This is a genomic window from Pseudomonas tritici (genome assembly GCF_014268275.3).
In the GTDB taxonomy this organism is placed as follows: Bacteria; Pseudomonadota; Gammaproteobacteria; order Pseudomonadales; family Pseudomonadaceae; genus Aquipseudomonas; species Aquipseudomonas tritici.
Map to the genome: position 1 here is coordinate 4,637,121 of NZ_CP077084.1, position 21,114 is coordinate 4,658,234.

19 protein-coding genes are annotated in these 21,114 nt (G+C 60.5%); 8 read left to right on the plus strand and 11 right to left on the minus strand.

Annotation, left to right across the window (positions count from 1 at the left end):
• Positions 1 to 3: 3 nt before the first annotated feature.
• Positions 4 to 2,193, plus strand: a complete 2,190-nt coding sequence (locus HU722_RS21000) for a patatin-like phospholipase family protein (RefSeq protein ID WP_065873767.1) — start codon at positions 4 to 6, stop codon at positions 2,191 to 2,193.
• A 185-nt stretch (positions 2,194 to 2,378) separates the two neighbouring features.
• On the opposite strand, the gene HU722_RS21005 is transcribed toward HU722_RS21000, so the two are convergent.
• Together HU722_RS21005 and recQ are read right to left on the minus strand one after the other, a co-directional pair.
• Positions 2,379 to 2,813 (minus strand): MarR family transcriptional regulator, encoded by a 435-nt coding sequence (locus HU722_RS21005; protein ID WP_028617350.1) that lies wholly within the window; start codon positions 2,811 to 2,813, stop codon positions 2,379 to 2,381.
• 121 nt (positions 2,814 to 2,934) lie between these two features.
• Positions 2,935 to 5,061 carry a DNA helicase RecQ gene (gene recQ / locus HU722_RS21010; RefSeq protein ID WP_065891087.1) on the minus strand — a complete coding sequence of 709 codons (2,127 nt, stop codon included), beginning with the start codon at positions 5,059 to 5,061 and terminating at the stop codon, positions 2,935 to 2,937.
• A gap of 275 nt (positions 5,062 to 5,336) precedes the next feature.
• Between recQ and HU722_RS21015 the strand changes: the two genes are divergently transcribed.
• The 3 genes from HU722_RS21015 to HU722_RS21025 all read left to right on the plus strand — a co-directional run bounded on the left by HU722_RS21015 (position 5,337) and on the right by HU722_RS21025 (position 10,131).
• Positions 5,337 to 5,924 carry a UPF0149 family protein gene (locus tag HU722_RS21015; protein WP_049712128.1) on the plus strand — a complete coding sequence of 196 codons (588 nt, stop codon included), beginning with the start codon at positions 5,337 to 5,339 and terminating at the stop codon, positions 5,922 to 5,924.
• Positions 5,925 to 5,944: 20 nt separating this feature from the next.
• Positions 5,945 to 6,328, plus strand: a complete 384-nt coding sequence (locus tag HU722_RS21020) for a YbaN family protein (RefSeq protein ID WP_065873769.1) — start codon at positions 5,945 to 5,947, stop codon at positions 6,326 to 6,328.
• A 332-nt stretch (positions 6,329 to 6,660) separates the two neighbouring features.
• Positions 6,661 to 10,131 carry a hybrid sensor histidine kinase/response regulator gene (locus tag HU722_RS21025; RefSeq protein WP_065881177.1) on the plus strand — a complete coding sequence of 1,157 codons (3,471 nt, stop codon included), beginning with the start codon at positions 6,661 to 6,663 and terminating at the stop codon, positions 10,129 to 10,131.
• Between the two features lie 103 nt (positions 10,132 to 10,234).
• Here the strand turns inward: HU722_RS21025 and HU722_RS21030 are convergent, their stop codons facing one another.
• Positions 10,235 to 11,599 carry a DNA recombination protein RmuC gene (locus HU722_RS21030; RefSeq protein WP_175405797.1) on the minus strand — a complete coding sequence of 455 codons (1,365 nt, stop codon included), beginning with the start codon at positions 11,597 to 11,599 and terminating at the stop codon, positions 10,235 to 10,237.
• 175 nt (positions 11,600 to 11,774) lie between these two features.
• On the minus strand, positions 11,775 to 12,098 hold the full coding sequence (locus HU722_RS21035) for an SEL1-like repeat protein (RefSeq protein WP_025855837.1): 324 nt from the start codon (positions 12,096 to 12,098) through the stop codon (positions 11,775 to 11,777).
• A gap of 458 nt (positions 12,099 to 12,556) precedes the next feature.
• On the opposite strand from HU722_RS21035, the gene HU722_RS21040 reads away from it, so the two are divergent.
• The 4 genes from HU722_RS21040 to HU722_RS21055 all read left to right on the plus strand — a co-directional run bounded on the left by HU722_RS21040 (position 12,557) and on the right by HU722_RS21055 (position 15,721).
• The gene (locus tag HU722_RS21040) at positions 12,557 to 12,862 is read left to right on the plus strand and encodes a hypothetical protein (protein ID WP_065881181.1); all 306 of its coding nucleotides are present in this window, start codon (positions 12,557 to 12,559) and stop codon (positions 12,860 to 12,862) included.
• Positions 12,863 to 13,306: 444 nt separating this feature from the next.
• Positions 13,307 to 13,531, plus strand: a complete 225-nt coding sequence (locus HU722_RS21045; RefSeq protein WP_003175353.1) for a hypothetical protein — start codon at positions 13,307 to 13,309, stop codon at positions 13,529 to 13,531.
• A gap of 278 nt (positions 13,532 to 13,809) precedes the next feature.
• Positions 13,810 to 14,292, plus strand: a complete 483-nt coding sequence (locus HU722_RS21050; RefSeq protein ID WP_065873773.1) for a hypothetical protein — start codon at positions 13,810 to 13,812, stop codon at positions 14,290 to 14,292.
• Positions 14,293 to 14,437: 145 nt separating this feature from the next.
• Complete coding sequence (locus HU722_RS21055; RefSeq protein ID WP_065873774.1) at positions 14,438 to 15,721, plus strand: OmpP1/FadL family transporter; 1,284 nt, start codon at positions 14,438 to 14,440, stop codon at positions 15,719 to 15,721.
• Between the two features lie 65 nt (positions 15,722 to 15,786).
• Here the strand turns inward: HU722_RS21055 and HU722_RS21060 are convergent, their stop codons facing one another.
• The 7 genes from HU722_RS21060 to cobU form a co-directional block, all read right to left on the minus strand.
• The gene (locus HU722_RS21060; RefSeq protein WP_065873775.1) at positions 15,787 to 16,338 is read right to left on the minus strand and encodes a glutathione peroxidase; all 552 of its coding nucleotides are present in this window, start codon (positions 16,336 to 16,338) and stop codon (positions 15,787 to 15,789) included.
• Between the two features lie 150 nt (positions 16,339 to 16,488).
• A complete protein-coding gene (locus HU722_RS21065) occupies positions 16,489 to 17,688 on the minus strand; it encodes an MFS transporter (protein ID WP_175405798.1) in 1,200 nt (399 codons plus the stop codon).
• A gap of 63 nt (positions 17,689 to 17,751) precedes the next feature.
• Positions 17,752 to 18,156 carry a MarR family winged helix-turn-helix transcriptional regulator gene (locus HU722_RS21070; protein WP_065873777.1) on the minus strand — a complete coding sequence of 135 codons (405 nt, stop codon included), beginning with the start codon at positions 18,154 to 18,156 and terminating at the stop codon, positions 17,752 to 17,754.
• Between the two features lie 42 nt (positions 18,157 to 18,198).
• On the minus strand, positions 18,199 to 18,927 hold the full coding sequence (locus tag HU722_RS21075; protein ID WP_065881184.1) for an adenosylcobinamide-GDP ribazoletransferase: 729 nt from the start codon (positions 18,925 to 18,927) through the stop codon (positions 18,199 to 18,201).
• 2 nt (positions 18,928 to 18,929) lie between these two features.
• Positions 18,930 to 19,505 (minus strand): alpha-ribazole phosphatase family protein, encoded by a 576-nt coding sequence (gene cobC / locus HU722_RS21080; RefSeq protein ID WP_065891088.1) that lies wholly within the window; start codon positions 19,503 to 19,505, stop codon positions 18,930 to 18,932.
• Complete coding sequence (cobT, locus tag HU722_RS21085; RefSeq protein WP_065891089.1) at positions 19,502 to 20,557, minus strand: nicotinate-nucleotide--dimethylbenzimidazole phosphoribosyltransferase; 1,056 nt, start codon at positions 20,555 to 20,557, stop codon at positions 19,502 to 19,504. Before cobT ends, cobC begins: the two co-directional genes overlap by 4 nt.
• Entirely contained in the window at positions 20,554 to 21,075 is a 522-nt protein-coding gene (gene cobU / locus HU722_RS21090) for a bifunctional adenosylcobinamide kinase/adenosylcobinamide-phosphate guanylyltransferase (protein ID WP_065891090.1), read from the minus strand. The genes cobT and cobU overlap by 4 nt, the downstream gene beginning before the upstream one ends.
• Positions 21,076 to 21,114: the final 39 nt, after the last annotated feature.

Consider the following 21,114-nt stretch of genomic DNA (forward strand, 5'->3'; position numbering starts at 1 on the left):
ATGATGCGCCGCCTGCTGTCCTGCCTGTTTCTGTGCTTGCTTCCCCTTGTTGCCGATGCCGTTGAAACGCCACGCCCGAAAATCGGCCTGGTGCTGTCCGGTGGCGCCGCCCGTGGGCTGGCGCATATCGGCGTACTCAAGGCGCTAGAGGAGCAAGGCATTCAGATCGATGCGATTGCCGGCACCAGCATGGGCGCGGTGATCGGTGGGTTGTACGCGTCAGGCTATAAGATTGATGAGCTGGAAAAACTGGCGCTGAGTATCGACTGGCAACAGGCGCTGTCTGACGCACCGCCTCGGGAAGACGTACCGTTCCGGCGCAAGCAGGATGACCGGGATTTCCTGGTCAAACAGAAACTCAGCTTCCGCGATGACGGCAGCCTCGGCTTGCCACTGGGCGTGATCCAGGGCCAGAACCTGGCACTGCTGCTGGAAAGCATGTTCGCCCACAGCAGCAACACGCGTAACTTCGACAAGCTGCCAATCCCCTTCAGAGCCGTTGCCACCGATATCACCACGGGCGAAAAGGTGGTGTTCAGCAAGGGCCACTTGCCCCAGGTGATCCGCGCCAGCATGTCGATCCCGGCCGTGTTCGCGCCAGTGGAGTTGGACGGAAGACTGCTGGTGGACGGCGGCATGACCGACAACATCCCGCTGGATGTGGCACGGGAAATGGGCGTGGATATCGCCATTGTCGTGGACATCGGCACCCCGCTGCGCTCGCGCAAGCAACTGGCCACGGTGGTGGACGTGCTTAACCAATCCATCACCCTGATGACCCGGCGCAACTCCGAAGAGCAACTCAAGGACCTGCACCCCAAGGACGTGCTGATCCAGCCGCCGCTCGCTGCCTATGGCGTGACCGACTTTGGCCGCGCCAAGGACATGATCGACGCCGGCTACCGCGCTACCCGCGCCCTCGATGCCCGCCTCGCCCATCTGCGCCCCGCCGAGCCAATCGACCCGCAATTAATGGCGGCCCGTACCCCAGGAGAACGCACGCCGACAATCACCGCCATCAGCGTGGAAAACGACTCGAAAGTCAGCGATGACGTGATCCGCTACTACATCCGCCAGAACCTGGGCGAGCCGCTGGACCTGGGCCGCCTGCAAACGGACATGGGCACCCTGTATGGCCTGGATTACTTCGAGCAAGTGCAATACCGCGTCATCAAGAAAGGCAAGGAAAACACCTTGGTGATCAGCGCGCGCGGCAAGCGCAGCGGCACCGATTACCTGCGCCTGGGCCTGAACCTGTCGGATGACATGCGCGGCGATAGCGCCTTCAACCTTGGCGCGAGCTACCGCGTGAACGGTATCAACCGCCTCGGCGCCGAATGGCTGACACGGGTGCAGATCGGTGATCGACAAGAGCTGTACAGCGAGTTCTACCAGCCGATGGACACTGGCTCGCGTTACTTTGTCGCCCCTTATATCAGCGCCCAGGCGCAGAACGTCGAACTGATCCTGGACAACGACCCCATCTCCGAATACCGCCTGGAACGCTACGGTTTCGGCTTGAACGTAGGGCGCCAGATTGGCAACAGTGGCGAGATCCGCTTCGGCGTCGGTGAAGCCTGGGGCAAGGCGGACGTGCGCATCGGCGACCGCGACCTGCCCAGCGTGAGTTTCAGCGAGGGCTTCTATGAGCTGAAGTACTCCTTCGACACCCTGGACAATGTGTACTTCCCCCACACCGGCGAAGACATCGGCCTGGCCTACCGCGAATTCGAACCGGGGCTGGGCTCAGACCAGCGCTACCGCCAATGGGAGTTCAAGCTGGACAAGGCCATGAGCCACGGCCCGGACACACTTGTGCTGGGGGGGCGCTATGGGCGCACGCTGGATGATTCGGATGTGGTGATTTCCAGCTTCCTGCTGGGGGGCGCGCGGCAGTTGTCGGGCTTCCGCCAGGATGCGATCTCGGGCCAGAACATCAGCTTGATGCGGGCGGTGTACTACCGCCGGCTGACGCCACGCTCGTACCTGCCGCTGGATTTCCCGTTGTACCTGGGGGCGTCACTGGAGCGCGGCCGGGCGTGGAACAACGACAATGAGTTCGACAGCGGCTATATCAACGCGGCGAGTATTTTCCTGGGCTTTGATACACCGTTGGGGCCGCTGAACTTCAGCTATGGGTTCAACGATGACAATCAGAAGGCGGTGTATCTGAACCTGGGGCAGACGTTCTAGGGCTGCCACAGCACGAATGTGTGTGCTTGTTGTGGCGAGGGAGCTTGCTCCCGCTGGGGCGCGAAGCGGCCCTAAAAAGATTAACTCGTTTTTTCAGATAGACCGGGGTCTGCCATGGGGTTGCTGCGCAGCCCAGCGGGAGCAAGCTCTTTCGCCACAACAAGCCCCATTATCAATCCGCCGTATCAGGACTTTTCCAGGTTCGCCAGGATGTGCCCGTGCACGCGCATGCACACACTCAAATCGGCTTCATCCACCCCCACAAACAACTCATGACGCAACGCCGTGGCGATCGTCTCGATCTGCTCGATCAGTGGCCGGGCGGTATCACACAGCAGGATGCGCTTGGCACGACGGTCTTCCACCACCGCCTGGCGTTGCACCAGGCCTTGGCCTTCAAGGCTGTCCAGCAGCCGGGCCAGTGTCGGCCCTTCGACGCCAACGCTTTGCGCCAACTCACGCTGGGTGGGCGCTTCTTCGAAACGGGCAAGGTGCAGCAGCACCAGCCAGCGAGCTTGGGACAAGCCAAGCCCCGCCAAACGGCGGTCCAGCTCGGCGCGCCAACCACGAGACATCTGCGCCAGTTGCATGCCAAATCGGTGTTGATCGGTTAACGGCATAAAAAACTCTTGTTTTAGACTGAAAATAAAGTGTGGCTAATTATTAGTCAGCTAAGCATGAGCTTTGCCAGTAGGCAAGAGTTGCTATGTACTGATCTATTACATTGTCGTAATTGGCGCACTAAATCTCGAATTCAGACCGCAAAGCCGCCCGCACGCAGTACAAAACACCCTCAGGAACACGGCCGGTAAACAGCGGCGCGATCTCCGCCACAGGTGGCAATTCGCCCTCTCCGTCGAGAAACGCATCCTGGATTTCGCCGAGCAGATCCTCTGGCAAATCAAGCGCCTGCTCCAACGACAACTGCTGCTTGCCGATGGATTCCGCCAGCAAGGTGTAGACGTTCTTTTCCGAGCATTGCAGTTGGCCGGCGATCTGGATCGGGGTCATGCCGGCGCGTGCCAGGCTGATCAGTTCGTGGCGGATATCGGCGACTTCCTTCGGCGCTTCGGCCTGGCCGTCGAGCACTTCAAGGAAGGCCTGGCCGTAGCGCTCCAGCTTGCGTGCGCCCACGCCACTGACGCGCGCCATCTCGGCCATGCTGGTGGGTTGCTCGCGCAACATCTCCAGCAGGGTGGAATCGGGAAAAATAACGTACGGCGGCACGCTGTGTTCCTGCGCCAGTTTGCGGCGCAGGGTGCGCAAGGCCTCCCACTGCTCGCGCTCTTCGCCACGCACCAACTGGCTGGCCTGGCTGGTGCTGCTCTTGGCGGTGGTCTGCGGCTTGAGGTCGCGGCGCAGCTCCAGGCTCACTTCGCCCTTGAGCAACGGTCGGCAGCTGTCGTTCAGGCGTAGGCCGCCAAAGCCCTCGATATCGATGTCTACCAAGCCCCGCGCAACCATCTGCCGGAACAGTGAGCGCCACTCGCCCTCGGCGCGGGCCTTGCCGACGCCGTAGACCGAAAGTTTCTCGTGGCCGAAGCTGCGCACTTTCTCGTTGTCCTTGCCCAGCAACACGTCCACCAAATGACCGACGCCATAACGCTGGCCCGTGCGATAAATAGCGGACAGAGCCTGACGCGCCGGCTCCGTGGCGTCCCAGGTCTGCACGCCATCAATGCAGTTGTCGCAATGGCCGCAAGGCTCAGGCATGTCTTCGTCAAAATACGCCAGCAAGGTCTGGCGACGGCAACGGGTCTCTTCACACAGCGAGAGCATCGCGTCGAGCTTGTGCTGCTCCAGGCGTTTGTGACGCTCGTCGCCTTCGGAGTTCTGCAGCATCTGCTTGAGCATCACCACGTCTTGCAGGCCGTAGACCATCCAGGCATCCGCCGGCAGGCCATCACGGCCGGCGCGACCGGTTTCCTGGTAGTACGCCTCGAGGGATTTAGGCAGGTCCATGTGCGCGACAAAGCGCACGTTGGATTTGTCGATGCCCATGCCGAACGCGATGGTGGCTACCATGATCAGCCCCTCCTCATTGAGGAAGCGCTTCTGGTGAGCAGAGCGCGTTTCGTTGGGCAGGCCGGCGTGATAAGGCAAGGCCGGATAACCTTGCTCGCAGAGGAACGCGGCGACTTCATCAACTTTTTTACGCGACAGGCAGTAAACGATGCCCGCGTCGCTGCGCCGCTCGGACAGGAACGCGAGCAACTGCTTGCGTGGCTGCTCCTTGGGCACAATGCGGTAGAAAATATTCGGCCGGTCAAAGCTCGACAGAAAGCGCTCGGCGTTCTGCAGGTGCAGCCGCTCGACGATTTCTTCGCGGGTGCGCTTGTCGGCGGTGGCCGTCAGGGCAATCCGCGGAACGTCGGGGAACAACTCAGCCAATTGCCCCAGTTGCAGGTATTCGCGACGGAAATCGTGGCCCCATTGCGATACGCAGTGGGCTTCGTCGATGGCGAACAGGGCGATTTCCAGGCTCTGTAGAAAGGCCAGCATGCGCGGCTGCACCAAGCGCTCAGGGGCCAGGTAAAGCATTTTTACTTCACCGCGCTTGATACGGGCCGCCAGGTCGCGCTGTTGCTCGGCACTGAGGGTAGAGTTCAAGGCCGCCGCAGCGACGCCGAGCTCTTCCAGGGTTGCCACCTGATCGTCCATCAGTGCGATCAGCGGCGACACCACCACCGCCAGGCCATTGCGCAACAGCGCCGGCACCTGGAAGCACAACGACTTGCCGCCCCCGGTAGGCATCAAGACCAGTGCGTCACCACCACTGGCCACGCGCTCAATGATCGCACCCTGGCGGCCACGAAAACTGTCGTAGCCGAAGATGTCCTTGAGGACGCGTTGAGCCTGCTCGAGCATGTAAAACTCCAAAATAGTGCGGAAATCCCTCTGTACAGGCTGGTCGAAAAAACCCGGTCTCACGGGAAATAATCCGTAAGCGAAGTTTTCGCGCGCTGGGTTTGGCCTGCAAGGGCATCACAAAACGCGGCAGTATACCCGAGCGATACCCGGCAAAGGGCGCCACTGACGAATTGCAGCCCGTCTCTAAAAGCGGGCAAATCTGCATGGCGGCTGGCCTGGGCGCTCAAGAAAGCCTAGAATTCAGCATCGTTTATTTCCAAGGTAGTCCTTCAATGTCCTTCGCTGAGCAACTAACCCGCCTGCAAGCCTTCCTCGACGCCGATGAGCTGCATGACGAGGCGCTGGACTACGTGGCCGCCCACGGCTATCTGACCGCCCTGTCGATCTGCGCCGAGGTCGTACCCGACCGTGAATGGATCGACGCCCTGTTCGCCGAAGAGCCGCACTACGCCGACGACGCGCAACGCGAAGAAATCGAATCCACCCTGTTGGCCCTCAAGGCCCACATCGGTCGCCAACTGGCGTCGGACGAAGAATTCGAGCTGCCATGCGAACTGGACCTGGGCGAAGAGCCGGACGACTCCGACCTGCGCGGCTGGTGCATCGGTTTCATGGAAGGCGTGTTCCTGCGCGAAGCCGCCTGGTTCGAAACTGCCGAGGAAGAAGTGAGCGAAATGTTGCTGCCGATCATGGTGGGGTCGGGCCTGTTCGACGACCAGCCGGAGTTCGCCGATATCGCCGCCGACGCCAACCTGATGGACGACATGATCGTACAGATCCCGGAAGCCCTCACCGCGCTGTACCTGCTGTGCAACGCCCCTGACGAAAAACCGGCGATCCTCAAGCCACGTCACCACTGAGTCGCTTGCCCGTGACACCCATGGGCAATCGTTCGCTGCTCCTGCGCTACGTGCTGCTGGCCATCGGCTGGTTGAGCGTAGCGCTGGGGGTGATCGGCATCTTCCTACCGGTCTTGCCGACAACGCCCTTCCTGCTTCTCGCCGCCGCTTGCTTCGCCCGAAGCTCCCCACGCTTCTACCATTGGCTGGTGCAACACCCGCGCCTGGGTCCGTGGATCCGCGACTACCTGGACGGCAACGGTATCCCTCTTAAAGGCAAGGTCTACGCCATCGGCTTGATGTGGTTGAGCATCAGTGTGTCCTGCTACCTGGTGCCATTGCCGTGGGCACGTGGCTTCATGTTGACCAGTGCCGTGCTGGTGACGATCTACATCCTGCGCCAAAAGACCCTGCCGCCTCGATAACGGCGGCGCCTGGCTTGCCTGCGAGCAAGTCCTCTGCGTAGCAGCTGTCGAGCCTCGGCGAGGCTGCGTCAGCGGTGTGTCAGACAGGCCGCCAACGCAGCCTCGCCGGGGCTCGACAGCTGCTACGTGCTATGACATTGAAAATGTGTAGATACACCGCAGGTTCATTCAGAGGACGCGTCGCTGCGTTGCGGGCAAGTCGTGGCGTCGCACCGCGGGCGCCCACACGAACCACTCACCCGACCTTGGTCGACACTGACTAACCCCGAGCATCATGCGAGACTGTCCAACCGGGCCTGGAATGCCCGGGTGTTCCCATGCTCGGAGTTACCATGACGCTGTCCAGCGGGCTGATCGCCGCCGTTGCCCTGGCCTATATGGCCATAATGTTTGCCATCGCCTTCTATGGTGACCGTCGCCGTGCGCCACTGCCGCCGCGCATGCGTGCCTGGGTGTATAGCCTGTCGCTGGCCGTGTATTGCACCAGTTGGACATTCTTCGGTGCTGTAGGTCAGGCCGCCGAACAGTTGTGGGCATTTTTACCGATCTACCTGGGACCGGTGCTGTTGCTGGTGTTGGCACCCTGGGTCCTGCAAAAGATGATCTTGATCAGCAAGCAGGAAAACATCACGTCCATCGCCGACTTTATCGCCGCGCGCTACGGTAAATCCCAATCGTTGGCGGTGGTGGTCGCGTTGATCTGCCTGGTGGGGGTACTGCCCTACATCGCGCTGCAACTCAAAGGCATCGTGCTGGGCGTCAATCTGCTGATCGGCGCTGGCGCCGACACCACCGGCACTCGTGCTCAAGACACCGCGCTGATCGTGTCACTGGTGTTGGCGCTGTTCACGATTGTCTTCGGTACACGCAACCTCGACGCCACGGAGCACCACCGCGGTATGGTGCTGGCGATTGCGTTTGAATCCCTCGTCAAGCTGTTCGCGTTTCTCGCGGTCGGCGCGTTTGTGACCTACGGCTTGTACGACGGATTCGGCGACCTTTTCAGCCAAGCGATGCTCGCCCCCCGCCTGGATGAATACTGGAAAGAGACCGTCAACTGGCCGTCCATGGTGGTGCAGACCGGTGTCGCGATGATGGCGATCATCTGCCTGCCTCGGCAGTTCCATGTCACGGTGGTGGAGAACATCGACCCTCAGGATCTGCGCCTGGCCAAATGGGTGTTTCCCGCGTATCTGATTCTTGCCGCGCTGTTTGTAGTACCGATCGCCTTGGGCGGCAAGATGATGCTGCCCAGCTCGGTAATGCCCGACTCCTACGTGATCAGCCTGCCGATGGCCGAAGCCCATCCCGCACTCGCCGTACTGGCGTTTATCGGCGGCGCTTCAGCGGCCACCGGCATGGTGATCGTGGCGAGCATTGCCTTGTCGACCATGGTGTCCAACGACATGCTGCTGCCCTGGCTGCTGCGCCGTTCCGGCGCCGAGCGACCGTTCGAAGTGTTCCGCCACTGGATGCTGTCGGTACGCCGGGTCAGCATCGTGATCATCCTGCTGTTGGCCTACGTGAGCTATCGCCTGTTGGGCTCAACCGCGAGCCTGGCGACCATCGGCCAGATCGCCTTTGCCGCCGTCACCCAACTGGCGCCGGCGATGCTCGGCGCACTGTATTGGAAGCAAGCCAACCGACGCGGTGTATTCGCGGGGCTCGCTGCGGGCACTTTCCTGTGGTTCTACACCTTGGTCCTACCGGTTACGGCGAAAAGCCTGGGTTGGTCCCTTAGCCTTTTCCCAGGACTGACGTGGATGCATTCGCACCCGCTGGGTCTGTCCGTCACCTCATTGACCTTGGGCACGGTGTTCTCCCTGGCGGGTAACTTTACGCTGTTTGTGTGGGTGTCGATGCTGTCCCGCACGCGGGTTTCCGAGCATTGGCAAGCCGGGCGGTTTATCGGCCAGGAAATCAGCCAGCGCGCCACCGCACGCTCGATGCTGTCGGTGCAGATCAGCGACTTGCTCAGCCTGGCCGCACGCTTCGTGGGTGAGGAACGGGCACAGCAAAGCTTCATCCGCTTTGCCTATCGCCAGGGTAAAGGCTTCAACCCCAATCAGAACGCAGACAACGAGTGGATCGCCCACACGGAGCGGTTGCTGGCGGGTGTACTCGGCGCATCGTCGACCCGGGCGGTGGTGAAAGCCGCCATCGAAGGGCGCGAGATGCAGCTGGAGGACGTAGTACGCATCGCCGATGAAGCGTCGGAAGTGCTGCAGTTCAACCGCGCATTGCTGCAAGGTGCTATTGAGAACATCACCCAGGGCATCAGCGTGGTCGATCAGTCCCTCAAATTGGTGGCCTGGAACCGGCGTTACCTGGAGTTGTTCAACTACCCGGACGGGCTGATCAGCGTCGGTCGGCCGATTGCCGACATCATCCGCTACAACGCCGAACGCGGCCTGTGCGGGCCGGGCGAAGCCGAGGTTCACGTGGCGCGCCGCCTGCACTGGATGCGCCAGGGCCGTGCGCACACCTCTGAACGTTTATTCCCCAATGGGCGGGTGATCGAGCTGATCGGCAACCCGATGCCCGGCGGCGGTTTCGTCATGAGTTTCACTGACATTACCGCCTTCCGCGAAGCCGAGCAGGCACTCACGGAGGCCAACGAAGGCCTGGAACGACGGGTGACCGAGCGCACCCATGAGCTGTCGCAGCTCAACGTAGCGCTCACCGACGCCAAGGGCGTGGCCGAGTCCGCCAGCCAGTCGAAGACGCGCTTCCTGGCGGCGGTCAGCCATGACCTGATGCAGCCCTTGAACGCTGCACGCCTGTTCTCCGCCGCCCTCTCGCACCAGAACGAAGGCCTGTCCGGCGAAGCCCGGCAATTGGTGCAGCACCTGGACAGCTCGCTGCGCTCCGCCGAAGACCTGATCAGCGACCTGCTGGATATCTCACGCCTGGAAAACGGCAAGATCAATCCGCAGCGCCAGCCTTTTGTACTCAACGAGCTGTTCGACACTTTGGGGGCAGAGTTCAAGGCGCTGGCCCAGGAGCAGGGTCTGCGCTTCCGCCTGCGCGGCAGTCGAGTGCGTGTCGACAGCGACATCAAGTTACTGCGGCGAATCCTGCAGAATTTTCTCACCAACGCCTTCCGTTATGCCGACGGCCCGGTGCTGCTGGGCGTACGTCGACGCAAGGGCGAACTGTGCCTGGAAGTGTGGGACCGTGGCCCCGGGATACCGTTGGATAAACAGCAAGTGATCTTTGAAGAATTCAAGCGTTTGGACAGCCACCAGACCCGCGCGGAGAAAGGCCTGGGGCTTGGCCTGGCCATCGCAGACGGCCTGTGCCGTGTGCTGGGCCATCGCCTGAGCGTGCGCTCATGGCCTGGCAAAGGCAGCGTATTCAGTGTGCGCGTGCCACTGGCGCGCAACCAGGCCAGCCCGCAGGTCAAGACATCACAGGAAACCGGCCTGCCGCTGAGCGGTGCTCAGGTGCTGTGCGTGGATAACGAAGAGAGCATTCTGATCGGCATGCGCAGCCTGTTGACGCGCTGGGGGTGTGAAGTGTGGACCGCGACGGACCAGGCGCAATGCGCGGCGTTGCTGGCGGATGGCGTGCGCCCGCAACTGGCTCTGGTGGACTACCACCTGGACCATGGCGAAACCGGTACTGAGTTGATGGGATGGCTGCGCGCGCAATTGGCGGAGCCGATTCCCGGCGTGGTGATCAGTGCCGACGGCCGCCCGGAGATGATGGCCGAGGTGCATGCGGCGGGGCTGGATTATTTGGCTAAACCGGTCAAGCCGGCGGCGTTGCGGGCTTTGCTGAGTCGGCATTTGCCGCTGTAGGCCGGTCCGACTGGGTCAAATGTGGGAGCTGGCTTGCCTGCGATAACGGTGGATCTTTCACGACCGCTATCGCAGGCAAGCCAGCTCCCACACCCACCGCATCTTATTCAGGTAGATGGGCAACACCGTCTGAATCGGTCATCGCCCGCTCCAACAAATCCGCCGGCAAGCTCTTGCTGGCCCGAGCACCAAGCAACCGCAATTGCTCGGTCCGGCTGACCAGATTTCCGCGTCCATCTGTCAGCTTGTTTCGCGCCGAGCTGTAAGCCTTATCCAGCTGTTGTAAGCGGTTACCTACTTCATCCAGGTCTTGGATAAACAGCACGAACTTGTCATACAGCCACCCCGCACGCTCGGCGATTTCTCGCGCGTTCTGGCTCTGGCGCTCCTGCTTCCACAGGCTGTCGATCACGCGCAGGGTAGCGAGCAACGTGGTCGGGCTGACGATCACGATATGGCGGTCGAACGCTTCCTGGAACAGATTCGGTTCGGCCTGCAACGCAGCGGAAAACGCTGCTTCGATCGGCACGAACAGCAACACGAAATCCAGGCTGTGCAGGCCTTCCAGGCGTTTGTAATCCTTACCGGCCAAACCTTTGACGTGATTACGCAGCGACAGCACGTGCTGCTTCAACGCCGCCTGGCCGATCACATCATCATCCGCGGCCACGTACTGTTGATACGCGGTGAGGCTGACCTTGGAATCCACCACCACCTGCTTGTCGCCGGGCAACATGATCAGCACGTCGGGCTGGAAACGCTCGCCGTCCGGGCCCTTCAGGCTGACCTGGGTCTGGTACTCGCGGCCTTTCTCCAGGCCCGCATGCTCCAGCACCCGCTCAAGGATCAGTTCACCCCAGTTGCCTTGGGTTTTCTGGCCCTTGAGCGCGCGGGTCAGGTTGGTGGCCTCGTCTGACAGGCGCAGGTTCAGTTGCTGTAGGCGCTCAAGCTCCTTGGCCAGGGAAAAACGCTCGCGCGCCTCGCTCTGATAGCTCTCTTCCACGCGTTTTTCGAAGGACTGGATGCGCTCTTTCAATGGGTCGAGCAGTTGGCCCAGGCGCTCCTGGCTGGTTTCGGCGAAGCGCTGTTCACGCTCGTCGAAGATCTTGCCGGCCAGTTCGGCGAACTGTGCACGCAGTTCATCCCGCGAGCCTTGCAGGTCGGCTAGGCGTTGTTGATGGCTATCCTGCTGTTCACGCAGTTCTGCGCGCAAAGCGGCCGACAACGCATCGAGGCGGCGGAGCTCGGTCTCCCTGGCGCTGCGGTCGAGGTTCCAGGCGTGGGCGGCGTCGCGCGCGTTGTCGCGGTCGATCTGCAGCAGTTCGACTTCGCGGCGCACAGCGGCCAAGTCAGCCTGCTTGGCCGCGTTGGCCTGGCTCAGATCGCTGATCTCATCGCGGCTGGCATCCAACTGTGCGGCGAAGCCTTCCTGGGCCAGTTGCGCGGTCGCCAGGCGCTCTTCGAGCAGTTCCCAGCCGGTCATGCGCGCGGTCAGCCGGCGCTGAAGCTGCCAGCACACGGCCAATAAAGGCACAGCTGCGCCAGCAAGGCCCAGGGCAATACTGGTCCAGTCAAAAACCATAGACATGTCTGCCATCACCGAAAAAAAGCAAGGTTAGCGGAGCACAGGGCCTGAGGACAGCTCAGTCTTCGACCTGGCCCAGTTCACGCTGGGCGCGGCGGTCACCGGCGCGGGCCGCCAGGCGCAGCAGGTCGTGGCCGATGCGGCGGTCGCGGGCATTTCCGCACTCACGGCACATCAGTTGGCCCAGGCGGCTTTGGGCGGCAACCACGCCTTCACGGGCCGGCTGCTTGAGCAAACGCCCGGCGAAGTGTTTGACGTTGGTGTTGTGACCCAGGCGGGGGCTGTCGAGCAACCACAAGGCAACTTTCAAGGAGAAGCGTTTGGGAGCGGTAACAGTTTGAGGAGTGTCGGTAACAGAAGGTGATACTGAGCGAAACTTCATAAAGCACTGTGGGACAGAACGGAAGGCGCGCCACTCTACTCTTTTTTTCGTACAGGTAAAGCTGAAAAAACTCTGTACGCCCGTTCTAGAGCAAGCGCTCGGGACAATCCACAGAAGCTGTGGATAACTCAGTGGACAACCCTGCTTTAACTCGCGCAAAGCCCCATGGCATGGGGGTCGCAGTCAAACTGACGATTTTTTCACCAATAAAAAAAAGCCAGATTTTTCATTGACTTAAATTTCCATTGCAGGCAACTGGTGGCTCTGCAGTGCAGTTGACAGCGCGGTTACACACCCCGCAACTAATGTGCACAAGTACCCATCCGCTGGTTATATCGCCGGCTTTTCTTGAAGCAATTCGCCGCAATAATGTTACCGCCAGGGCAAAACAGGGACTTTTTCAAATCTTTGCTGGCTCGCCACACTCCCCGCCCTAAAACGCAACGGTGGGTGAGTCGATGAAAGGAATGCTGTTGTTCGCCGTGTTGCTACTGGCCATCTGCTCCGCTTCCCTGGGAATCAATGCGGCACTGCCCTCCCCGGATGGCGCGCTATTTGCCATCGCTATCCTGCTGTCGGCGGCTTTCACTGCCGTGAGCCTGTGCATTGAATTGGGCGAAGGCCGCATCAATGACATGGCCGATGTGATGAAGGTGGTCGAGACCGGCCAGTCCCTGCGCTTGACGCTCGCCGCCTACGGACTGGGCTGCTCGCTGGCAGCGGCGATCACCGTGTTGTTCTATCGAGGCCTGCTGGGCGGTTAATTGAAGTTTTTTGGCCAACACACTTCCCTTACCTGATTCAATCCGTTACTATCCGCGGCGTTAGTACCAAGCTGAAAGTCAATTCTGGTCGAACAACTCCCCTGAACAACACGGGATCGACCACCTCGATGGTTTCCAGGTATCACTTGCGACGACACGGCCTTTGAACAAGCAAAGGGTGTCGCGAAGTTTCAATACTCTGACCGAACCAGCCTGCAAATTGATCAGGATCTTCACCCCGGGCCCAGAACCTTTGCCCCTGTTGTGTTGCCTGCCCTCCTAAGTACCTACCTGCCAGCCCAAGCGCGCCTAAATTATTAGCGCTTCAAACTGGCTGCTTTGTTCCAGTCGGGTTCTTCGTTTGATCAATAGTGATCAACGTCACTGGAACGTTTTAATAAGGCACGGCTCTTAATCCGTGTCATTTGTAGGAACACCCATAAGATGAACGCTCAAATCCATACTCAGGATGCCATTCGCACCCTCACCAACGCTTTTGCCCCAATGAACTGCCTGATCATGGCCGCTCGCAAAGGCTGCTTCAGCTTCACCCTGGTTAACGAACACGGCATCGCACGTCACAGCGAACGCCTGTACCCCGATCAATACTCCAGCGCAGAACCGCTGCAGGCCGTGATCGAGCGTACCCGTCAGGCACTGGTTGCCTGATCGACCCGAGTCGCTGAAACACAAAAGGCCCTGCTCAAAAAGCAGGGTTTTTTATTGCCTGCGATTTGAGTATCAACCTTTTGCCCTAAGTTCAAATAGATATAACCGTTATAACTAAATGCAGAAGATGTTTTAAAAACAGTCCTTTACATCACGAATATGACACTACACTTCAACTCAAGCGGCTTGATCCGCTTCCGGCGGGCCTGAGACCCGATCCAACGCTGCCAAGCCCCCTTCTCAGGACTCGCCGACCACTTTCACGGATTGAGGCGTGTATGGGTATCGCTGCCAGCGAATTGTGTCGTTATGTGATCCGGCCGACCTTGCTTTACCTCGGCCGCCATAACCAAACGGCTGAGTCCTTGCTGCTGGGCATTGCCGCCAGCCAATCGGAATTGGGTTCCGCCTTGCATGACCGGCGTGGACACGGCCTGTACAGCATCACCGAACCTCGCCATCGCGCCTTGTGGGACGATTACCTCGCGCTGGACCCCGATCGCGCGAGCCTAGTGCGCGGCCTGGCCAGCCAGCATGCGTTCCTCAGCGCGCCGCAACTCGAACTGACGGTTAACCTGCGCTACGCCACGGCCATTGCCTGGCTTTTAGTCGAACAACACACTCTCGCACTGCCCCCGCCGGGTGATGTGCTGGGTATGGCGCGTATCTGGAAAGAAATTTTTCACCCTCAGGGACGTCTGCGCGATTTCACTCAAGCCTGGCAAACCTGTGTTTCACCCATGAATCACGTGGTTTGCTGACCGGGCAATTTGCAAGATTCGTCAATAAACCTGAATTCTGGTCGGATTGTCCTACAAAACCGCTCTATCTCCTACGTTTCAGCCTATAGCGCGATGTTAAATTTATTGATACTTTCCGCAGCGGTGATCACTCGGAGTTCTAATAATGAAAAAAGTAATGCTCAAGACCACACTTAGCCTCGCCGTTGCCATGGCCTCCTCCCAACTGTTTGCAAGCGGTTTCGCGCTGAACGAACAAAGCGTGAGCGGGATGGGTACCGGTTTCGCGGGTCGCTCTTCTTCTGCCGATGATGCAAGCACTGTTTACGGTAACCCTGCCGGTATGGCTCGCCTGAATGGCCAGCAAATCACGGGTGGCGTTGCAGCAATTGATGCCTCGACTGACATCAGCGACACCGGCGGCAACTCGCGCGGCTCGAATAAAGGCGACATGGTCCCGTTCACCGCGGTGCCATTCGGTTTCTACACCAACAAACTCAATGATCAGTGGGCCATCGGCTTCGGTGTATATGCACCGTTTGGCCTGGTGACCGACTATGAAAACGGCTTCCAGGGCCGTGGCTTCGGCAGCAAGAGCGAAGTGAAGGTCATGACCTTCCAGCCAACTGTCAGCTATGCCTTCAACGACCGCGTATCCATCGGCTTTGGCCCGACCATCAACCGGATTTCCGGTGTACTGGAATCGGACAGGACGCTGAACCCTGCCGTCAGCGATACCAACGTCAAGATCAAGGGTGACGATACCGCGCTGGGCTTCAACGTCGGCGTACTGGTCCAGGCCACCGATACCACCCGTGTCGGCCTGACCTACCACTCGAAGGTCAAGTACAAGCTTGAAGGCCACACCACCGTCAGCGGCCCTACGGCGACTCAACCGTTTTTGCGAAACAACCGTTACGATGCTTCGCTGAAAATCGACACGCCTGAGTCCTACGACCTGTCGGTCACTCAAGACCTGACCGATGCCTGGAAATTGTATGGCGGTGCTACCTGGACGCGCTGGAGCCGCCTGAAGGAAATCACCGTCAACAACGAAGGCGTTACAGCCGCTGGCGGCGCTTTGGCAACAAGCCAACTCACTTCCATCACCGAAGAACAAAACTGGCACGACACTTGGGCCTACGCGGTGGGTACCTCCTACCAGTTGACCAAGCAAGTGGTGCTGCGTACCGGCCTGACGTTCGACCAGTCGCCCACCAACAATACTGACCGCTCGCCGCGCATCCCGACTGGCGACCGTACGATTTTCAGCGTTGGCCTGGGCTACAAAGTCATGGATAACATGACCGTCGACCTGGCTTACTCCTACCTGAAAGAAGAAGACATCAAGGTCAACCAGACCGCTGATGCACCGTCGACGGCGAGCTACCGCGCCAAGTACGAAAACAGTGCCAATGGTTTCGGCCTGGGCATGACCTACACCTTCTGATCCAGACAGGTGTAAAAAAGCCCCGCTCTCCTGCAAAGGAGGCGGGGCTTTTTAACGGCTGACAATCAAGGCTTGGAAGCAATCGCCTCTTCCACCGCCTTGATCAGGTCCGGGTTGTCCGGCTTGGTCAGGCTGGAGAAATTGGCAATCACCTTGCCCTGCCGATCCACCACGTACTTGTAGAAGTTCCACTTCGGCGGCGCGTCGGTCTGCTGCGCTAACACCTTGAACAGATGTACCGCATCCGGCCCCTTGACCTTCTGTGGTTCGGTCATGGTGAAGGTCACGCCGTAATTCACATAGCAGACTTTAGCCGTCTCTTCGCCGGTCTTGGCTTCCTGCTTGAAGTCATCGGAGGGCACGCCGATCACTTCCAGCCCTTCGCCCTTGTAGCGTTGGTACAAGGCTTCGAGACCTTTGAACTGTGGGGCGAACCCACAGAAGCTCGCCGTGTTGACGATGACCAAGGGTTTGCCGGCAAACCGCTCGCACAGGTCGATGGATTCCTTGGCGCGCAGCTTGGGCAACTGGCCTTCCAGCAGCGGCGGGCAACTGGCAGCCAGGGCGGCACTGCCGACAGCCATCAAGACGGGTACAGCGAGCCAACGCATCTGCATGTCGTGTGTCCTTGAAAATAATCAGACCATGAAGTTAACAGATCGACATACCCAACTGCATCAACGCGAGACCGCCGTTCTGCCAGCCCCACCAGGCCAGCAGCACCAGGATCAACCCCGCGATAACGACTAAACCACGTATCGCTATGCTCATGCCGCCTCCATCTGCGCCTGCAATCGCGCCACTGGCCGCTCACGCACCGGCCAATTCAAGGCCGCGGCGAGCAGGCTCAACAGAATTGCCACCTGCCAGATCAAATCGTAGCTACCGGTTCGATCATAGACCACCCCACCCAACCAGCCCCCCAGGAACGAACCGAGTTGGTGGAACAGGAACACTATCCCACCAAGCATGGAGAGGTTTCGCACACCAAACAGCGTCGCGACTGTGCCGTTGGTCAGCGGCACAGTGGACAGCCACAAGAAGCCCATGGCCATGCCGAACACGTAGGCCGTAACTTCGGTAACCGGCGCCCAAAGAAACACCACGATCACCACCGCACGCAGCAGGTACAACCCTGTCAACAAACGCGGCTTGGACATGCGCCCGCCGAGCCAGCCAGCAGTGTAGGTACCGAAGATATTGAACAGCCCGATCAGTGCCAGCACCGTGGTGCCTGTGGTGGCTGGCAAGTGCTGATCCACCAGATACGCCGGCAGGTGCACGCCGATAAACACCACCTGGAAACCGCAAACAAAAAAGCCAAAGGCCAACAGCCAGAACCCGGAGTGAGAGCACGCTTCCTTCAAGGCTTCGCGCAAGGTTTGCTGACCGGTCATCACCGGCAGTGGCCGGTCCTTGAGCATGGCGACCAGTGGCAGAATCAGTGCCACCATCAAGCCCAGCGCAAGCAATGCGGCGGACCAGCCCAACCAGCTGATCAAACCCAGTGTGCCCGGCACCATGGCGAACTGACCGAACGAACCGGCAGCACTCGCGATTCCCATCGCCATGCTGCGTTTTTCCGGGGCCACGGCGCGGCCGACCACGCCGAGAATCACCGAGAACGAGGTGCCGGACAGGCCGATACCAATCAGCAGGCCGGCACTGAGGGACAGCGACCACGCCGAATCGGACATGCCCATCAGCACCAGGCCCACCGCGTAAAGAACGCCGCCGACAAACACCGCTCTGGTGGCGCCAAACCGATCGGCCAGGGCGCCGGTAAACGGCTGTGCCAGGCCCCAGATAAGGTTCTGCAAGGCGATGGCGAAGGCAAAGGTCTCGCGGCCCCAGCCGAACTCGCTGCTCATCGGCGCCAGGAACAGGCCGAAACCGTGCCGCACACCCAACGACAGTGCCAGGATCAGCGCACTCCCCACAAGAATCCAGCCACTGGTGCGCCACATGGAAGTCATTTCTTATTCTCCGCTCGCGGGTATATACCCGCTTATAGTCGAACAAACCCGCGTTCAGGCGAGTTCGTCCAGCAAGGCCAACAAGGTTTCGCGTTTTTCCGCGCCGAGTTGATCGATCAATTTTTGCTGCGCCGCCTCCCAGGCGGGTAAAGCTGCAGCGAGTCGTGCTTCACCGTCCGCCGTCAGCATCACCAGGCGATTGCGCAGGTCATCGCCTTCCACCAGTTGCACCAGGCCTTCGCCTTCCAACACCCGAAGGTTGCGCCCCAAGGTGCTGCGGTCAAGTCCCATGGCTTCCGCCAGGCTGGAGATGCTCGGTTGATCGAGCCGCTGCAAGTTGCACAGCAACGAATACTGGGCGACGTTGATCCCGAAGCCATCAAGGGCGCCGTCGTAATGCCTGCTGACGCCACGGGCGGCACGTCGCAGGTTGGTACATAAACACTGGGAGGCAAGCATGGAACGTGTATATACCCGCGATTAAGGAAATGCAAGAAAGTGTTACAGCGCCAGAGCGACCAGAACCGCGACTTCCAGCAGCTCCAGCAAGGCGCCAGCGGTGTCACCCGTGGTGCCGCCCAGGCGATTGACCATCAGTTGGCGCAGGCCCATGAAGCAGAGTGCAGCGAGCAATACCGCAAGCCCACCCCTGAAGCCGCCGATCAGGATGCAGGCCAGGCCGCTGAGGATCAGTACCTGTTGGCCGACGATCCTCGGTAAATGATCCGACAACGCCTGGCCCAATCCTCCGGCACGCACATAGCGTGTGGTCAGAAACAGCGCCAGCATCGATGCGCGTCCGATCAGCGGCGCCAGGATCAGCGCTGCACCGTCATGTTGCTCGATCAACGCCACCAAGGCGGTGAACTTGAGCAGCAGCACCAACCCCAGGGTGACCACGGCAATCGGCCCGCTGCGCGGGTCCTTCATGATCGTGAGCGTACGCTCGCGGTCGCCGAAACCGCCCAACCAGGCATCGGCGCTGTCCGCAAGACCGTCCAGGTGCAGGCCGCCGCTGAGCAACACCCAGGCCGTCAGCAACAGCGCGGCATGCAGCAACAGCGGCGCGCCCATCAATACCGTGTTCAAGGCCCACAACAGCACGCCGAACAAAAGCCCCACCACCGGATAAAACAGCAGTGAACGTCCCAGCTCCTGAGGCTGCGGCATGCCCGGCAGACGAATCGGCAGGCTGCTGAGAAATTGCAGGGCGATCCAGAATGGCAGCATGATCACTCCAGCGCCTTCAGCACGCCGTCAGCGCAAACTTGCAGGCTGAATAACCCACCGTGGCCGACTTCGACATTCAAGAGTTGCTCCCGGGGCAAACCGCGTGCCTGTGCCAATAACAGACGCATCACGCCGCCATGACTGATCAACAGCACGCGCTCACCCGCATAAGCCTGGTGCAGGCGTGCGACAGCACCCAAAACGCGCTCGGAAAATTCACTGACAGGCTCCCCTTCCGGCGGCGTGAAACTGTAGGGATCGGCCCAGAACAGGCCCAGCCCTTCGGCGTCGGTCTCCATCAAGGCTGCCGCACTCTGCCCTTCCCAGGCGCCAAAGTGCAGCTCTTGCAACGCCTTTTCCAGCGTTACCGGCAAATTGAGCTGAGCCCCCAATTCATCGGCAAACCGCGCGCACCGTTGCAGCGGCGAACTGACCACGCGGTCCCACGGCCCCTGCTCCACTATCGCCGCGCGCATCTGCGCCCAGCCCTTGACGGTGAGTGCGTCGTCCAGGCTGCCACGCAAGCCGCCGCCTAGCTCGGTTTCGCCGTGTCGCAGCAGGTCCAGGCGCAAGGTCATGCCGGGCGGTCTGCCACGGCGGCTTCGGCGAAGGTCGCCATCTGCCCGTGCAACGCACAGGCCAGGCGCAACAACGGCACGGCCAGCGCTGCGCCACTGCCTTCGCCCAGGCGCAGGCCCAGGTCCAGCAGCGGTTGCGCGTCGAGGCTTTGCAGCACATGACGATGACCTGGCTCGGCACCACGATGGCCGAACATCAGCCACTCCCGGCAAGTTGGGTTCAAGCGCGTCGCGACCAGTGCGGCGACAGTGCAGATAAACCCATCCACCAGCACCACGATGCCCTCTTGAGCACACGCCAGATACGCGCCCACCAGGGCTGCAATCTCAAAGCCGCCGAGATTGAACAGGGTGTGCAATGCATCACCGCGCTGTCCGGCGTGTAACGCCAGTGCACGTTCGATCACGGCCACCTTGTGGCTGACGCCCTGGGCATTCAATCCGGTGCCCGGCCCCGTGAGATCACTGACCTGGCAGTCGAGCAAGGCACACGCCAGCGCACTGGCAGCGGTGGTGTTGCCGATACCCATCTCGCCGCCGATAAACAACTGCGCACCGTTTACCGATGCACGATGCACGCTGTCGCGGCCGGCTTGCAGGGCCAATTGCCCCTGGACCTCGGTCATCGCCGGGCCGTTGACAAAGTTTGCGGTGCCCGCGCCAATATTCAGGTGGCGTACACCGGGCAGGTCCAGGGACGGATTCACCGTGCCAAGGTCGACCACTTCCAACTGCGCCCCCAGCTGCCGCGCCAACACGCTGATGGCCGCGCCACCCGTGACAAAGTTATGCAGCATCTGCCCGGTGACTTCCTGTGGGAACGCCGACACGCCTTCCGCGACCACGCCATGGTCACCGGCGAAGATGGCGACCCATAGCTGATCCACCGACGGTTTGACTTGGCCCTGCAAGCCGGCCAATTGCACCGCGAGCGCTTCCAACTGGCCGAGGGAACCGGCCGGCTTGGTCAATTGCTGCTGGCGCGCCAGGGCGTGTTCATACGCTTGAGCGTCGCTCGCCTTACACGGGTTGAGCCACCAGGTGTCAGTCATAACGCAGTACCTTTCAAAGTCAGGGGCAGGCCGGCAACGGTCAGGACCACACGCTGACATTGCTCGGCCAAGGCTTGATGCAGCCAACCGGCTTCATCCACATAGCGGCGAGTCAATTCGCCCAGCGGCACGACACCCAGACCGGTCTCGTTGCTGACAAAAATGATTTCACCCGGCAGCGAGGCCAGGGTTTGCAGCAGTTGATCGCGCTCCAAAGCCAAGCGCTCCGGGTCTTCCAGCATCAGCAGATTGGTCAGCCACAGGGTCAGGCAATCCACCAGCAGGCAGCGCTCGGCAGCCGCGTATTCGCGCAGCACCCGCGCCAGTTCGATAGGCTCTTCGACCAAGCCCCAATGGTCGGGGCGACGTTGACGATGCAAGGCGACACGCTCATTCATCTCGCCATCCAAAGGTTGGCTGGTGGCGATGTAAGTGACCGGCAAAGCGCTGTCGCTGGCGAGCTTTTCGGCAAGACGGCTTTTGCCGGAGCGGGCGCCGCCGAGGATCAGTTGGAGCATAGCGTCACACCTTTTTTTACAACGCGGTCAAATGTGGGA